Annotated in this window: 17 protein-coding genes and 1 tRNA gene; all 18 read left to right on the top strand. The window is 49.7% G+C overall.

Features of this window, described 5'->3' with window-relative positions:
* Positions 1-2: 2 nt before the first annotated feature.
* On the top strand, positions 3-800 hold the full coding sequence (sdhB, locus tag ACZ5FK_RS04050; protein ID WP_464806629.1) for a succinate dehydrogenase iron-sulfur subunit: 798 nt from the start codon (positions 3-5) through the stop codon (positions 798-800).
* Positions 801-938: 138 nt separating this feature from the next.
* Entirely contained in the window at positions 939-1,397 is a 459-nt protein-coding gene (locus ACZ5FK_RS04045) for an acyl-CoA thioesterase (RefSeq protein WP_464806628.1), read from the top strand.
* Between the two features lie 73 nt (positions 1,398-1,470).
* A complete protein-coding gene (locus tag ACZ5FK_RS04040; RefSeq protein WP_464807357.1) occupies positions 1,471-1,683 on the top strand; it encodes a helix-turn-helix domain-containing protein in 213 nt (70 codons plus the stop codon).
* A gap of 161 nt (positions 1,684-1,844) precedes the next feature.
* A complete protein-coding gene (locus tag ACZ5FK_RS04035) occupies positions 1,845-2,252 on the top strand; it encodes a MarR family winged helix-turn-helix transcriptional regulator (RefSeq protein ID WP_464807356.1) in 408 nt (135 codons plus the stop codon).
* A 9-nt stretch (positions 2,253-2,261) separates the two neighbouring features.
* Positions 2,262-3,077, top strand: coding sequence for a glutamate racemase (gene racE / locus ACZ5FK_RS04030; protein WP_464806627.1), 816 nt, complete (start codon positions 2,262-2,264; stop codon positions 3,075-3,077).
* Positions 3,078-3,152: 75 nt separating this feature from the next.
* Complete coding sequence (gene rph, locus ACZ5FK_RS04025; protein WP_464806626.1) at positions 3,153-3,908, top strand: ribonuclease PH; 756 nt, start codon at positions 3,153-3,155, stop codon at positions 3,906-3,908.
* Positions 3,908-4,513, top strand: a complete 606-nt coding sequence (locus tag ACZ5FK_RS04020) for an XTP/dITP diphosphatase (RefSeq protein WP_464806625.1) — start codon at positions 3,908-3,910, stop codon at positions 4,511-4,513. The genes rph and ACZ5FK_RS04020 overlap by 1 nt, the downstream gene beginning before the upstream one ends.
* On the top strand, positions 4,492-5,004 hold the full coding sequence (locus ACZ5FK_RS04015) for a metallophosphoesterase (RefSeq protein WP_464806624.1): 513 nt from the start codon (positions 4,492-4,494) through the stop codon (positions 5,002-5,004). The genes ACZ5FK_RS04020 and ACZ5FK_RS04015 overlap by 22 nt, the downstream gene beginning before the upstream one ends.
* A gap of 77 nt (positions 5,005-5,081) precedes the next feature.
* Positions 5,082-5,155 (top strand) — tRNA-Arg (locus tag ACZ5FK_RS04010).
* Positions 5,156-5,694: 539 nt separating this feature from the next.
* Positions 5,695-6,666 (top strand): tetratricopeptide repeat protein, encoded by a 972-nt coding sequence (locus ACZ5FK_RS04005; protein WP_464806623.1) that lies wholly within the window; start codon positions 5,695-5,697, stop codon positions 6,664-6,666.
* A gap of 124 nt (positions 6,667-6,790) precedes the next feature.
* On the top strand, positions 6,791-8,077 hold the full coding sequence (gene tig / locus ACZ5FK_RS04000; RefSeq protein ID WP_464806622.1) for a trigger factor: 1,287 nt from the start codon (positions 6,791-6,793) through the stop codon (positions 8,075-8,077).
* A 186-nt stretch (positions 8,078-8,263) separates the two neighbouring features.
* Positions 8,264-9,529 carry an ATP-dependent protease ATP-binding subunit ClpX gene (gene clpX, locus ACZ5FK_RS03995; protein WP_464806621.1) on the top strand — a complete coding sequence of 422 codons (1,266 nt, stop codon included), beginning with the start codon at positions 8,264-8,266 and terminating at the stop codon, positions 9,527-9,529.
* Between the two features lie 119 nt (positions 9,530-9,648).
* Complete coding sequence (gene lon, locus ACZ5FK_RS03990; RefSeq protein ID WP_464806620.1) at positions 9,649-11,967, top strand: endopeptidase La; 2,319 nt, start codon at positions 9,649-9,651, stop codon at positions 11,965-11,967.
* Entirely contained in the window at positions 11,964-12,545 is a 582-nt protein-coding gene (gene yihA / locus ACZ5FK_RS03985; RefSeq protein WP_464806619.1) for a ribosome biogenesis GTP-binding protein YihA/YsxC, read from the top strand. The genes lon and yihA overlap by 4 nt, the downstream gene beginning before the upstream one ends.
* A 197-nt stretch (positions 12,546-12,742) precedes the next feature.
* Complete coding sequence (gene hemA, locus ACZ5FK_RS03980; RefSeq protein WP_464806618.1) at positions 12,743-14,083, top strand: glutamyl-tRNA reductase; 1,341 nt, start codon at positions 12,743-12,745, stop codon at positions 14,081-14,083.
* A gap of 89 nt (positions 14,084-14,172) precedes the next feature.
* Positions 14,173-15,003 (top strand): cytochrome C assembly family protein, encoded by an 831-nt coding sequence (locus tag ACZ5FK_RS03975; protein ID WP_464806617.1) that lies wholly within the window; start codon positions 14,173-14,175, stop codon positions 15,001-15,003.
* Between the two features lie 32 nt (positions 15,004-15,035).
* Positions 15,036-15,965 (top strand): hydroxymethylbilane synthase, encoded by a 930-nt coding sequence (gene hemC / locus ACZ5FK_RS03970; protein WP_464806616.1) that lies wholly within the window; start codon positions 15,036-15,038, stop codon positions 15,963-15,965.
* The gene (locus ACZ5FK_RS03965; RefSeq protein ID WP_464806615.1) at positions 15,958-16,713 is read left to right on the top strand and encodes a uroporphyrinogen-III synthase; all 756 of its coding nucleotides are present in this window, start codon (positions 15,958-15,960) and stop codon (positions 16,711-16,713) included. Before hemC ends, ACZ5FK_RS03965 begins: the two co-directional genes overlap by 8 nt.
* Positions 16,714-16,715 lie beyond the last annotated feature (2 nt).

Here is a 16,715-nt window from a genome sequence, read left to right as displayed (position 1 = left end):
AAATGAGTGAGCAAACAGCTGTCAAAGAAGCGGCAGTCAGCAAAAAGACTGTACGCTTTGAAATACAACGTCAAGATACCCCGGATTCCCAGCCATACTGGGAAAAATTCGAGGTTCCCTATAAGGCGAACATGAACGTCATTTCCGCTTTGATGGAAATTCGCCGGAATCCGGTGAATGCGGAAGGCAAGAAAACGACGCCTGTCAACTGGGACATGAACTGCCTCGAAGAGGTGTGCGGAGCGTGTTCAATGGTCATCAACGGACGTCCGCGCCAGTCTTGTACGGCGCTGATCGACCAATTGACGCAGCCGATCAAGCTCGAACCGATGCGTACATTCCCAGTTGTGCGTGACCTTGTAGTCGACCGTGAATTCATGTTTGATTCGTTGAAACGGATCAAGGCTTGGGTTCCGATCGATGGCACGTATGACCTGGGCGACGGACCGCGTATGCCTGAGCGCAAACGCCAGTGGGCATATGAATTGTCGAAATGCATGACTTGCGGCGTATGTCTTGAGGCATGCCCGAACGTCAATGACAAAACGAACTTCATCGGACCTGCATTGTTGTCACAAGTCCGTCTGTTCAACTCCCACCCGACAGGTGCGATGAACAAAGACGAGCGTCTCGCGACAATCATGGCGGACGGCGGAATCGGCGAATGCGGCAACTCGCAAAACTGCGTTGTCGCTTGTCCAAAAGGTATTCCGCTTACAACGTCCATTGCAGCGATGAACCGTGCGACAAACATCCAGATGTTCAAAAACTTCTTCGGAAGCGACCATATGGTGGACTAATTAGTCTACAGAGCCCTCTCCACATGCAGTGGAGGGGGTTTTTAGTTACACCGGGAAACTCTTCTGTCGTTTCTGACAATCATCTGCTATACTAAGAGAATGAATGTTCATTCATTATTAGTGAGGGGGAGAAATCATATGAAGACAAGCTATATTGGGGAAGATCCGCAAAAATGGGAGGCGGAATTTGATTTTTATGTGCCGGTCACTGTCCGTTTTTCCGAAACGGATATGTATGGGCATTTGAATAACACAGTGACGTTCGCGTATTTTGAGTATGCACGCATCGAATATTTAAAGACAATCGGGGAGATGGAAGACTGGCTTGATCCGAAGGGCACAACAATTCCAGTCGTCGCTGATCTTGTATGTGATTACAGGAAGCAAGTGTTCTTCGATGAAACGTTATCAGTCTACGTGAAAGCGGCTTCAATCGGTACGAGTTCTGTTGATATCCATTACATGTCGAAAAATGCCAAAGGTGAGATCGTGTTCACCGGAAGAGGGACAATTGTCCAAGTGAGCAGGGAAACGGGAAAACCTGCCAAATGGACTGATGAACAGAAATCACATTTCATGAAGAAAGTCTCCATCTAGCCGGCACAGCTCTTATCCTCTTCACATATTGTAAAGTGAACGTGGATAGGAGGGGCGCGTCTTGACAGGAGAAATGAACAACCGTTCTTTGCTGACAGCAAGGGAACGAGAAATCTTCGACCTTCTGGTGGAAGATCATACGACGAAAGAGATCGCAGGACGGCTCGGCATCAGCGAAAAGACAGTACGGAACCACATATCGAATACGATTCAGAAACTCGGTGTTTCCGGCAGGGCTCAAGCGATTGTCGAATTGTTGCGGTTAGGGGAACTGAAATTGAACTAATGCAAGCATGTTTAGGCAGGCCGATTGACCAAGATTACGAAAAATGTTGCGCTTGCCGTAAAAAAAGGCGACAATAGGAACACAGTATTGTTTTGTGGGAGCTGGTAAACGTGACAGGTCACGAACATCTACGTCCGAATGTAACGGATGATGTCGCCCGTATGGAAAAAGAGCTGCGATACATCTCAGCCATCATCAAGCACCAGGGGCGCAAATTACTTAGCAATTATACGATCACACCACCACAATTCGTCGCGCTGCAATGGCTGTTTGAGCATGGCGATATGACAATCGGTGAATTGTCGACGAAAATGTATTTGGCATTCAGTACGACAACGGATCTTGTCGATCGGATGGAAAACAATCATCTTGTGAAACGGTTCCGCGATGAGCAGGATCGCAGGGTAGTCCGCATCCACTTGCTGAGCGAAGGTGAACGGGTCATTGAGGAAGTCATCAATAAGCGGCAGGATTATTTAAATTCTGTGCTTGTCGATTTCTCGCCGGAAGAACTGAACGAGTTTTCAAGATTATTGACAAAACTGCATGAAGAAATGCTGAAGGATTGAGGGGTTCGCGTGGAAGCACCAATCGGAGTGATCGATTCGGGTGTCGGCGGTCTGACTGTCGTAAAAGAAATGCTCAGCCGCCTGCCCGGCGAACCGATCGTATATATAGGCGATGACGCCCGCTGTCCTTATGGTCCGAGGCCTGCAGCGGAAGTCATCCAGTTTACACATGAAATGGCGGAAACACTTGCGGACATGGGGATTAAGATGCTTGTCGTCGCATGCAATACCGCCACTGCGGCTGCGCTCGACTCGTTGCGGGCATCTTTTTCATTCCCCGTCGTCGGTGTGATCGAGCCTGGTGCGAGAGCAGCGGTAAATGAGTCGAAAACAAGCGAGATCGCCGTTTTAGGAACTGTCGGTACCGTGAAGAGCAACGCATATGTGGATGCCGTACTGGCACTGTCACCTCGCGCTTCCGTCATTCAGCTTGCTTGTCCTGATTTTGTGCCGATTGTTGAAAGCGGCAAATATAAGTCGGCGGCAGCATCCGAAATCATAGGCCGGACTTTGCGGCCTTTTGCGTCCGAAAGCTTTGATACGGTTATTTTGGGATGCACCCATTATCCTCTTTTGGAAGATCATATCAGAGCGAATTTGCCGCAAGGGACAACTATCGTATCTTCTGCCGTCGAAACTGTATTGGACGTAGAGCGGCAACTCGCGGCTGGCGGTTTAAACAGCATGTTAAGCAAGGCTTCTGGCCATGTATTCTATACAACAGGCAATGTGGAGGAATTCCGTTCTGTCGTCACAGATTGGCTATCTTCCGAAATGCCCGATGTCAGGCCTATAAAATTGCGGATGACCGGACACCCTTTATAGGGGGTCCGGTGTTTTGGATTGACGAAAAGGATTGTGATAAGATGAATGCTGTACATAACGACGGAGGTGACCGCCATGAGACATGACGGAAGAACGGAAGAGATGCTTAGGCCAATTACAATCGAGACGGATTACCTGATCCATCCGGAAGGTTCCGTACTGATTACGGTAGGCAATACGAAAGTGATCTGCACGGCATCCATCGAGGAACGTGTTCCGCCCTTTCTCAGAGGGAGCGGAACAGGCTGGGTGACAGCGGAGTACTCTATGCTGCCGCGGGCGACAGGCCAGCGGACACAGCGTGAGTCGTCCAGAGGGAAAGTGGGAGGACGCACAATGGAAATCCAGCGCCTGATTGGCCGTGCAATGCGTGCTGTCATCGATCTGCCGGCGCTTGGCGAGCGGACGATCTGGATCGACTGCGATGTCATCCAGGCGGACGGAGGCACGCGAACCGCTTCCATTACGGGTGCATATGTCGCAATGACAATGGCGGTCGCGAGATACGCAATGCAAAAAGGGCTGGCGGTATTTCCAATCAGTGATTACCTGGCTGCAACAAGTGTCGGGAAATCCGAAGAAGGCAGCCTGATTTTGGATCTTGATTATATCGAAGATTCTTCCGCCGCGGTTGACATGAATATCGTCATGACCGGATCCGGAGAATTCGTTGAAATGCAGGGGACTGGCGAAGAAGCCACGTTCACGCGGGACGAGATGAACGCCATGCTCAATCTTGCTGAAACGGGCATTCGTCAATTGGTCGATCTTCAACAGGAAGCGCTTGGCGACATGGCAGACTTGATTGGCCGAAAAGGGGAGGAAGCGTAATGAAAGAGATTGTAATCGCAACCAATAACAAAGGCAAAGCGAAGGATTTCGAAGCCCTTCTGAACCCCCTTGGCATACAAGTGCTGACACTTGCCGATCTGGAGCAGGACATCGATGTCGAAGAGACAGGAACGACTTTCGAGGAAAACGCAATCCTGAAAGCCGAGACGGTTGCAGCTATTTTAGGCAAGACGGTCATTGCAGACGACAGCGGGCTGGAAGTCGATAAGCTGGGCGGTGCGCCAGGCGTCTATTCCGCACGCTACGCAGGCCTTGCGAAGAATGATGACGCGAATATCGATAAACTGCTGAACGCGCTCTCCGGTGTCCCTGAAGAAGATCGTACAGCACGCTTTAGATGCGTGCTCGCCGTCGCAGGACCGGGCCTTGCGACAAAGACATTCTCAGGCAGCTGTGAGGGCAGGATCCTGACGGATAGGAAAGGGACAAACGGCTTCGGCTATGACCCTGTATTTTACGTGCCGGCGGAAGGGAAGGCGATGGCGGAATTGACGCCTGATGAAAAAGGGGCCATTTCGCATCGTGGCATGGCCATACGTGAACTTGAAAAGAGCCTGCCTGAATGGGTCTCAAAAGAGTCATGAAAATTGTCGTCATCAGTGATTCCCATGGAGACACGGAAACGGTTCAAGCCGTTTCCGCCATCTCTGCGGACGCTGTATTCCATCTTGGCGATAGCGAGCTCCAGGCGGATGATCCGCTTCTTCAAAACGTGATCCGGGTTGGAGGAAATTGTGATAGGGATGTACGCTTTCCGAAGAAAGCTGTCAAAGAAGTCGGGAACAAGCGCATCCTTGCAGTACATGGTCATGAGCATGACTGCAAACGGACACTGCTGCCTCTTCAGTACGCAGCGCTTGAGGAACAGGCAGACATCATCCTGTTCGGCCACTCGCATCTCTATGGTGCAGAGATGAAAGACGGGATCCTCTTCCTGAATCCAGGCAGCACAATCCTTCCCAGGGGCGGTAATCGCCCGACATATGCGGTCATCGAATGGGGACAGGACGCAACCGTCTCATTTTACACACCTGAACATGAATTGGTCGACAGCTTCCATATCAAGAACTTTTGAAAAAAAGCCGTTGACTTTTCAAGTTGGCACACCTATAATTAAATTTGTCCTTGGAGCTCTCTAGCAGCCAAGTACATGTCTCAGTAGCTCAGCTGGATAGAGCACACGCCTTCTAAGCGTGCGGTCGCAGGTTCGAATCCTGCCTGGGACGTATATATGCAAATAAAACCCCTTACTAAAATAGTAGGGGTTTTTCTTATTATATAGATAGATAAATTTTATGGCGATCATCAGTGAGCCCCCGATTATCGCCAGTAGTTCCCTCTATTTATTATGTAAGTTTCCCTGTTCCTCATCAAACTCCAAAATATCGACGAAGCACTCGATTGCCGCGTTGATAAATTGGTCATATTGGTAAGGTGAAGTTATGTATGCCGAGGCGCGTTCCATTAATTCTGCATCTATAAGAAGCGGACGCTCCTTTGAAAAGACTAATGACTTATAACGAATATTTGGCTTGTGATTCTTCTTGCTATTGTCTACGACTAGTTTTAACTGGACCATACATACCAACCCCATTGAATATTAGTAAGCTAAATGATTTTTGTAATATGATTGTAACATGCAATTATTGCCCTTTGAAGTGGAAGATGGTGGGAAGTATCTTGTCACTAAATGTGCAGGCATAATTCATTTCCGGTTGGAAAATGCTATATGGTATAGTGTAAGGTAAGGAAAGTGGGTGATCGTTTGAGGCGAAAATATGGAAGGCTTCTGAAAAAAGGGAATCTCGTCGTATTCCCGGGAACCTATGACCGGCTTGTGGAGGCAGGTCTTGCTGCGGTTGACGAGGAACGGTTTGACGAGGCGGTCGATCTTTTCGACCAGGCGATTATGTTGAATCCGGACAGCCAGGACTTCCTTGGTCCTTACGCGATTGCTTTATATGAACAGCGGGATTTCATCCGCGCGAAGGAGATATCCGCCCGTTTGCTCCATAGCGGGACTGCGGACTATTTGTCGGCGATGGAGCTGTATCTTGCTGTGAGCATCCAGCTGCAGCATTATGAAGAGGTGCGTGAGACGATCGATACCCTTCTAGAGGAAGGGATTGTTCCGGAGCATATGGTGAAAAAGTTCAACTATCTTCTGGAATTGAACGACCGCCTTTCGTTGCGCTATGACGAGCGGGAACCGGAGCCCTCGGAGGAGAAGTTCTCGTTCGAAGAATTCCTATCAATCGGCACGGAAATGCAGCAGGCGATGCTGGCGTCACTTGAAAATAGCGAACTGGAGGAAATGATCCCTGTCTTGCTGAAAATCGTTACGGGAGAGAGCTTTTCACCGGTTGTGATGACTTTCGCTTTATTGCTGTTGAAACAGTCTGGCTATGATGAACAGGTCGAGATCCACAAGTTCGGCAGAATCATTACGGTTATTCCGTCGCAGCTTGCCATGCCGGGAGAGGATGAGACGATCCTTGCTGTCGACCGTCTTCTTGAAGATACGTTTGAGAAAGACCCGTCGAAATTAGAAATGGCCAGAGCCATCCTTCGTAAATTCGGCATCGTCGCCTATCCGTTTTCATGGAACGGATATAGCCTTCTGGAAATCTCCACGGCCTATGAACAATACATAGATCATCTGATGACAGGATGTAAGATGCCTGAGACGGACCTGCATCAATTCATCCGGGAAGTCGATATGGAACTGGAAGGCTGAACCTCGGCGGAAGAGCACTAAAAATGTTGAAAGATAAGAAGACTATGATATACTGTAATGGTTGTAAATGACGTATATACGTGCGAAATATGCAATGTCCATAATGATTCGGAGGTATTTTTCAATGTCTGTTAAATGGGAAAAAGAAGAGGGGAACAAAGGTACCCTCACAGTTGAAATCGCTGCTGAAAAATTCGACGCGGCACTTGATCAAGCATTCAAAAAGGTAGTAAAACAAGTTCAGGCACCTGGTTTCCGTAAAGGGAAGATGCCGCGTAAAATGTTCGAACGCATGTATGGCGTAGAGGCGCTCTACAATGACGCACTCGACATCGTATTGCCGGAAGCATATGTAAACGCGCTTGACGAAGCGGACGTAGAGCCGATCGCTCAGCCGGACATCGATGTAGAGCAAGTGGAACAAGGCAAGCCGGTCATCTTCAAGGCGCATATCCAGCTCAAGCCTGAAGTGAAGCTTGGCGAGTACAAAGGACTTGAAGTCAAGCGTCAGGACGCTGAAGTCACTGACGAAGAGATCGAAGAGCAGCTAAAGGACCGCCAAAAAGCATTTGCTGAAATGGTGATCAAAGAAGACGGTGCCATCGAAAACGGCGACACTGTCAACCTTGATTTCGAAGGATTCTCTGAAGGCGAAGCGTTTGAAGGCGGAAAAGCGGAAGGATACGATCTTGAAATCGGATCCGGATCGTTCATCCCAGGCTTCGAAGAGCAGATGGTCGGCCTTAAACAAGGCGAAGAGAAAGACATCGAGTTGACGTTCCCTGAAGAATACCACGCAGCTGAACTTGCTGGTAAGCCTGCAGTGTTCAAAGTGAAAGTCAACGAAATCAAGACAAAGGAAATTCCTGAACTTGATGACGAACTTGCAAGTGAAATCGACGAAGAAGTGAAGTCACTTGACGAGCTTCGCACGAAAATGAAAGAACAGACAACGGAAGAAAAGAAATCCGCTGCTGAAACAGCCCTTCGCGACGACCTCGTCGAAGCAGCTGCTCGCAACGCAGAAATCGAAATTCCGGATGTTATGATCGAAAGTGAAATCGACCGCATGATGGAAGATTTCGGACGACGCCTTCAGATGCAAGGCATGAACCTTGACCTATACTACCAGTTCTCCGGCCAGGATGAAGCTGCGCTCCGCACTCAAATGAAAGACGACGCACTAAGCCGTGTCCGTGTTTCCTTGACGCTTGAAGCGATTGCTAAAGCTGAGGATATCCAAGTATCCGAAGAGGAAATCAACGAAGAACTTCAAAAGATGTCCGACCAGTTCGGCATGGAAATCGACCAGATCAAACAAACACTCGGCGGAACAGACGTCCTTGAAAACGATCTTCGCTTCAACAAGACGGTTGAGTTCCTTGTAGAGAACGCAAAAGTCACTGAATAATCATGTGTGTAAGCAGCATACTTACGTTAGGATCTGTATGTTGGCTTGCCGGCAGGTATCATACATGCAAATAAGACAAGGTACGGAAGACCGTACCTTGTTTTTCATACAGACAGAAAACAATCCAAATTAGTTGATTAAATCGGGGGAATCTTGTAAGATTGTCACTTGATAGGGGTGAGCTTGATGTTCAAATTTAATGATGAAAAAGATAACTTAAGTTGTTCTTTCTGCGGGAAGACACAAGACCAGGTACGTAAATTAGTCGCTGGTCAAGGTGTATATATTTGTGATGAATGTGTCGAATTATGTGCTGAAATCGTGGAAGAAGAAGTCGGTCTTGACGAAGATTTCGAACTGAAAGACGTTCCGAAACCGCGTGAGATCCAAAATATCCTCGATGAATATATCATCGGCCAGGACCGTGCGAAAAAATCGCTTGCGGTCGCTGTCTATAACCACTACAAGCGTGTCAATACGAACAGCAAGATCGACGAAGTGGAAATCGCCAAATCGAACATCGTGCTCATCGGACCGACAGGCAGTGGTAAGACGTTGCTCGCTCAGACGCTTGCGCGCATTTTGAACGTCCCGTTCGCGATTGCGGATGCGACATCACTTACGGAAGCCGGTTATGTAGGGGAAGATGTCGAGAACATCCTTCTCAAACTGATCCAGGCTGCCGATTTCGATATCGAACGTGCTGAAAAAGGGATCATCTATATCGATGAAATCGATAAAGTGGCCCGTAAAGCGGAAAACGCATCGATTACGCGTGACGTGTCTGGTGAAGGCGTCCAGCAAGCATTGCTGAAGATCCTGGAAGGGACGGTTGCAAGTGTTCCGCCGCAAGGAGGACGCAAACATCCTCATCAGGAATTCCTTCAAATCGATACGACGAATATCCTGTTCATCGTCGGCGGAGCATTCGACGGCATCGAAGATATCATTAAGCGCCGGACTGGACGAAAAGTGATTGGTTTCGGCACCGATGAGGAGAAAGAGGCGAAAAAAGAAGGGTCTGTGCTTGCGCAGCTTATCCCTGAAGATCTTCAAAAGTTCGGCCTCATTCCGGAATTCATCGGACGTCTGCCTGTCATCGCGACACTCGAGCAGCTCAATGAGGATACGCTGTATCAAATCCTCACTGTTCCTAAAAACGCGATCGTCAAGCAATACCAGAAGATGGTTGAGATGGATGGCGTTGAGTTGAAGTTTGAAGATGATGCGCTGATTGAGATCGCAAAAGAAGCGATCGAGCGGAAGACGGGAGCACGTGGACTCCGTTCCATCATCGAAAACATCATGCTCGATATCATGTATGAACTTCCATCGCTTGATGAAGTGACGGAATGTGTCATCACAAAAGACGCAGTTCTTGGCAAAGGGAATCCGCTTTTATTCCGCGAAGACGGCTCCCAGCTAGAACTGGATCAAGAAAAAACCGCATAAGTTCAGGGAGGAGAGGCTGACTCCGAAGATGCGAATCATTCGCTCGTCGGTTGTCGGCTTTTTCCACCTTATATGAATGAGGAAAGTTGGATATACATAACTATGGAGGTGACTTCCGTATGCCATCAAAGGAAAATATACCTGTATTGCCCCTGCGCGGAATGCTCGTCTATCCGGGGATGATTTTACATATTGACATCGGGAGAGAGCGCTCCGTTTTCGCAATCGAGCATTCGATTGCAAATGACCATCTCATCCTTCTCGTCGCGCAGCGTGATATCGCGCTAGAAAATCCGGAGGCGGATGATCTGTATGGGATCGGAACGCTTGCGACAGTCAAATCGCTGACCCAGCTGCCGAACGGCACACACCGCGTTCTCATCGAAGGCTTGGAACGTGCGAGGTGGTCGGATTATCGCGAAGCGGATTTATATCCGGTGGTCGACGTTCAAGGATTGCCGGATGACGAGACGCGTGACGCAGAGAGCGAAGCGCTGATGCGCACCCTTATGTCTTATTTTAAAAAGTTTGCAAAAGTGTCACGCCGTGTCTCGAAGGAGTCGCTAGTTTCATTCGAACAGATTGAAGAACCAGGAAGGCTTGCTGATACGGTCGCATCCCATATGCCGATCAATGTGACGACGAAGCAGGAAATCTTGGAGATGCTCGATGTGAAGGAACGGCTCGAGTGGATGATCAGTAAACTCCACAACGAGCAGGAAGTGATGAATCTCGAACAGAAGATTGCTGAGCGTGTACGGGAAGCGATGGAGCGCACCCAGAAGGAATTTTATTTGCGTGAGCAGATGAAGGCGATCCAAACAGAGCTCGGAGACAAAGATGGCAAAGGGCTTGAGGTAGCTGAACTGAAGGAACGGATCGAAGGCGCCTCCATGCCTGAAAGTGCCCAGGAAGCAGCGCTCCGCGAACTGGACCGCTATGAAAAGATCCCGTCCGCCTCTGCAGAAAGCGGCATTATCCGTAACTATATCGAATGGCTCGTGACGCTTCCTTGGTCTATCGCATCAAAAGATCAGCTGGATATCAAACGGTCGGAGGAAATACTCGACCGTGACCATGAAGGCCTTGAAAAAGTGAAGGAACGGATTCTGGAATATTTGGCAGTCCGCCAAGTGACGAAATCGCTCAGAGGACCGATCCTCTGCCTGGACGGACCGCCAGGAGTCGGGAAAACGTCCCTCGCCCGCTCAATCGCTGAATCACTCGGGCGTAAGTTTGTACGCATCTCGTTAGGCGGAGTGCGGGATGAGTCCGAAATCCGCGGTCACCGCCGGACATATGTCGGTGCGATGCCAGGCCGGATCATCCAAGGCATGAAGAAGGCGGGCACGATCAATCCAGTCTTCCTGCTCGACGAGATTGACAAGATGTCGAATGATTTTCGGGGCGATCCGTCTTCCGCGATGCTCGAAGTGCTTGATCCTGAGCAGAACAGCACGTTCAGCGATCATTATATCGAGGAGCCATATGACCTCTCGAATGTACTGTTCATTGCAACGTCGAATGATCTGAGTTCCATCCCGGGACCATTGCGCGACCGGATGGAGATCATCTCGATCGCCGGATATACAGAGCATGAGAAACAGGTGATTGCAAAAAATCACTTGATTCCAAAGCAGCTGAAAGAGCATGGATTGACGAAATCCCAAGTGAAAGTGACCGATGAAGCGATCATCGACGTCGTCCGTTATTATACCCGGGAGGCGGGTGTACGGAATCTGGAACGGGAAATTGCGAGGATCTGCCGCAAAGCTGCGCGGATGATCGTCTCCGGCGAGCGGAAGAGCATCACGGTGAATCCGAAGATGATTGAGACGCTCCTGGGCAAGCGGAAGTTCAAGCACGGCCAGGCGGAAGAGGAGAATCAGATCGGCGTAGCTACCGGCCTTGCTTATACCGTCGTCGGAGGGGATACGCTGCAGATTGAAGTTTCCTTGTCACCGGGAAAGGGTAAGCTCATTTTGACAGGCAAGTTAGGCGATGTCATGAAGGAGTCCGCACAGACCGCCATGTCCTATGTGCGTTCAAAAGCAGACGATTTTGGCATCGACGAAGATTTCCATGAAACGAAAGATATTCATATACATGTTCCGGAAGGTGCCGTGCCGAAAGACGGTCCATCTGCCGGAATTGCGATCGCAACAGCGCTTGTTTCTGCACTGACACGGCGGAGAATCCGCCGTGAAGTCGGCATGACGGGTGAAATTACACTTCGCGGACGGGTTCTTCCGATTGGCGGCGTAAAAGAGAAGACGCTCGGCGCGCACCGCGCTGGCATCACGACGATCATTCTTCCTGCCGAAAATGAGCGGGACATCGAGGACATCCCGAAAAGCGTACGCGAAGAGCTTACGTTCCACCTCGTGTCAGATGCGGAGGAAGTGCTGAAGATCGCTTTGGAGGCGAAAGAGAAATGAAAGTCAATAAGGCGGAAATAGTGATAAGTGCTGTAAAACCGGAGCAATATCCGGAAGATGGTTTTCCGGAATTCGCGCTAGCCGGCCGTTCAAATGTCGGCAAGTCATCTTTCATCAACAAGATGATTGGCCGCAAGAGCCTTGCGCGCACCTCCTCAAAACCAGGGAAGACGCAGACGCTCAATTTTTATAAGATCGAAGAACAATTATTTTTCGTGGATGTTCCGGGATATGGCTATGCGAAAGTGTCAAAGTCAGAACGCGAAGCATGGGGCAAAATGATCGAACGGTACTTGACGGGCCGGGAACAGCTGCGTGCCGTCATCCAGATCATCGACTTGCGCCATCCTCCGACTGAAGATGACCGGCTCATGTACGATTTCATCGTCCATTACAATCTGCCTGCCATCATCATTGCGACAAAGGCGGATAAGATTCCGAAAGGGAAATGGGCAAAGCATGCTAAAGTGATCAAGGAATCGCTCGGCATGCGCATAGACGATCCGCTCATCGTCTTCTCCTCAGAGAAAGGCATCGGCATGGAAGATGCCTGGCGGGAGATCGAAAGCAGGATGTAATGATGGAAGAGGTCCGGTAGGCTTTGCCTTTCCGGACCTTTATCGTAGTACTGCCGATTATCATGTAATAATCATTTTAAAAATAGCCTGTAAACCATTGGAATTCATAGCTTGTTCACAATTGATCCCTGAAATTCAGGGAGCCATATGTTATAATAGGAAGCGTGAATTAGAACGTGAGAGGTGTGAAGGACCTTATGCATACAATCGTAGTAGGCGTCAACCACCGGACGGCCCCAGTCGAAATTCGGGAGAAGCTTTCCTTCACGGAAGCTGAACTGCCTGAGGCGATGCGTAAATTGCAGCAAGAAAAAAGCATACTTGAGAATATCATCGTATCGACATGTAACCGTACAGAACTTTATGCAGTGGCGGATCAACTCCATACAGGGAGATATTACGTCAAGCGGTTTCTCGCGGATTGGTTCGGCCTTACGATCGATGAGTTGTCTCCGCACCTTTTCATTTATGAAAATGAAGATGCCTATGAGCATCTGATGCGGGTCTCAGCTGGCATCGATTCGATGGTTCTCGGCGAGACGCAGATCCTGGGGCAGGTGCGTACCAGCTTCCTGAAAGCACAAGAGATCGGGACGACCGGCACGATTTTCAATGAGCTGTTCAAGCAGGCAATCACGCTTGCGAAGCGTGCACACTCGGAGACGGCCATCGGTGAAAATGCGGTGTCTGTATCCTATGCAGCCGTGGAGCTTGGGAAGAAGATCTTCGGTTCTTTGAAAGACAAACATGTCGTGATCCTTGGAGCAGGGAAGATGGGAGAACTCGCCATCAAGAACCTGCACAGTAACGGGGCGGCAAAAGTGACGGTTGTCAATAGGACATTGTCAAAAGCGGAAGAGCTTGCCGGACCGTTTGGCGGTTCCGCAAAATCGATGCAGGAATTGCAGTGCACGCTGCTGGAAGCTGATATTCTGATCAGCTCAACAGGCGCCCAGAACTTCGTCATCGATGTTGAGCTTATGAAGCTTGTGGATAAATTGCGCAAGGGGAGACCGCTGTTCATGATCGATATTGCAGTTCCCCGCGACCTCGATCCGCGCATCGGCGATTTGCCGAATGTCTTCCTGTATGATATTGACGACATGCAGGATATCGTGGAAGCGAATCTTGCGGAACGTAAGAAGGCGGCGGATGAGATCGGCGTCATGATTAAACAGGAGATTGTACTTTTCAAGGAGTGGGTAGCAACGCTTGGCGTCGTGCCGATCATTTCCTCTCTCCGTGAAAAGGCGCTCGGCATACAGGCAGAAGCGATGGCGAGCATCGAGAACAAGATGCCGAACCTGACAGACCGGGAACGCAAACTGCTGAACAAACATACGAAATCGATTGTCAATCAGCTTTTGAAGGAACCGATCCTGCAAGCGAAGGAACTGGCAACCGACCCGGATGCGCTTGAGAAGCTTGCGCTGTTCGAGCAGATTTTCGGGCTTGCAGACCGAAAGCAGGAAGTAGTTCAAATACAGAAGGAAACAAAAACGGAAAATCCGAAGCTGGCGCCAGGACTTTCCTATTAAGGCTCGGGCGGCCTTCCTGTCTGCTCTTACAGCAGGCAGGCGGGCTGCATCCGGCCATATTTCTTTTTAGGAAAGGCAGAGACGGCATCATGGCTGAAATGACGTTGGCAAGATTCCATGAAGTGATTGTCATCCTGTATGCGGTGAGCCTTGTATTCTACTTCCTGGATTACTTGAATAAGGATACGATTGCCCATCGGAGCGCATTTTGGATCTTGTCGGCTGTTTATATAATGCAGAGCGGTTTTCTGCTCACTCAAATCATTGAAACTAAAAGATTCCCGGTGCTCTCCTTGTTTGAAGGCATCTATTTTTTTGCCTGGCTTTTGATCACACTGTCGATCATCCTGCATCTGTTTTATAAAGTCGGCTTCGCCGTCTTTTTCCTGAATGTGATCGGTTTCATCTTCATGGTGATCTACACATTCGCGCCGTACCGGCTGGAGCAGTCGCCGATCGGGGAATCACTTATCTCTGAATTGCTTTTCATCCATATCACCTTCGCGATTCTGTCTTACGCGGCGTTTGCCATGTCAGCCGTGTTCGCGATTTTATATTTGCTCGTTTATAATGTGTTAAAACGGAAGAAGTGGACGAAACAATTTGTCCGGCTGCCTTCGTTGAATCAGGCATGGATGGGGATGAAAGCGTCCGTGTTCATCGGCATTCCGCTTTTATTCATCAGCCTGGTGCTGGGCCTCCAATGGGCGATTGTGGCGCTGCCGGAATGGACGGTGCTTGACACGAAAATTATCGGCTCCTTTTTCCTGATTTTGCTTTATAGTCTTGTATTAGTTTTGCAGAGCCGTGGCAGACTGAAAGCGAATGATTATGCCTGGGCGAACGTGTTCGCATTTTTGATCGTACTCGTCAATTTCTTCCTCGGCAGCAGATTATCCCAGTTTCATTTCTGGGTCTGAGAGACATCCTCCATGGAAAGGAATGTGTTTAATTGAGAAAAATCGTTGTGGGTTCAAGACGGAGTAAACTTGCGCTTACGCAGACAAACTGGTTCATCGACCAGATGAAGGCAGCCGGCGCGCCGTTTGACTTTGAAGTGAAAGAGATCGTGACGAAAGGCGACCAAATCGTCGATGTCATGCTGTCAAAAGTGGGCGGCAAAGGGCTATTTGTCAAAGAGATCGAACAGGCGCTATTTAATAAAGAAATCGATTTTGCGGTACATAGCATGAAAGATATGCCGGCACGCTTGCCTGAAGGGCTGACGATCGGCTGCATCCCGAAGCGTGAGGATGCACGGGACGCCTTCATATCGAAAGGGCATGTCTTGTTCAGCGACTTGCCAGAAGGGGCTGTCGTCGGGACATCCAGCCTGCGCCGCAGCTCCCAGCTGCTGCTCATGCGGCCAGATCTTGAAATTAAATGGATTCGTGGAAATATAGATACTCGCCTGAAGAAAATGCAGGACGGCGAATACGATGCGATCATCCTGGCTGCCGCTGGACTTAAGCGGATGGGCTGGAGCGATGATATTGTGACGGAATTCCTGCCGCTTGAAAATTGCATCCCAGCTGTCGGCCAAGGAGCACTTGCTATTGAATGCCGGATTGATGACGATGAGCTTCTATCGGAACTGGCGAAACTGACAGATCAAAAGACGTGGAAAGAGGTCGAGGCGGAGCGTGTATTCCTTGCGGAGATGGATGGTTCCTGCCAGGTTCCGATTGCAGGGTTTGCGGTGACAGATGGTGAACAGACTGAGCTGACAGGCTTCATCGCCTCCCCTGACGCGCAGCAAGTGTTTAAAGAGACTGTCCGCAATGTAAGTCCGGCTGAAGCTGGCAAAGCTGTCGCGGCCAAGCTGAAAGTGCAGGGAGCTTCCGAGGTCATCGAGAAAGTGAAGGCGGACATGGATGCGTGACGTTCTTCCGCTAACCGGGGAAACGGTCATTTTCACCGGAACGAAGAAATCGCATGAAGCATTCGAGCTTGTCGAGACGTATGGAGGCACGCCTTTCCATGCGCCTTTGATCGAGACATCCGAACTGATTGCAGCTGATGATCAGGCGTGCTTGCGTGCTGCTGATGCGTACGACTGGGTTATTTTCACGAGCCAGTCTGCCGTCCGGTCATTCGGGGCTAAGATGGAGAGGGAGGGGATGCGCGCAGACCGCTTCTCCTCCAAGATTGCAGCTGTCGGAACGAAGACGGCAGAGGCGCTTGACCGGCTCGGTTTCCATGTCAGCTTTATTCCGACACGCTTTAGCGCGGATACATTCGTCCAAGAATTCAAACCGGATGGCGGCCGGAAGCTGGATGTCCTGTTTATTCGGGGAACACTTGCGGGTTCTTTGATCCGTGAGGAACTGCCATTCTCGGTCGATGAATGGACCGTCTATAAGACAGAGCCTTGCCTTGATTCGATAGGCAGATTAATTCCGAAGATTACGTCCGGAGAGCCTGTCTCCGTCCTGTTTGCGAGCCCATCTGCTGTCCGCGTCTTTGCGGAACACGTGGCGCCCCAGGCTGGATTTACCGGCTATACAATCGGTGCGATCGGCCATGTGACAGAGAAGGCGCTCCTTGAGGAAGGGGCGGCTGTCCATGCCATGCCGGACACCTATACATTACCCGAACTCGTCAATGCATTGGCGAAAACGAAAGGATGATA

It is taken from the genome of Sporosarcina sp. GTC18466 (genome assembly GCF_055389225.1).
Note: the sequence above shows the minus strand (reverse complement) of the source record. Positions and strands in the feature narration are given on the sequence as shown.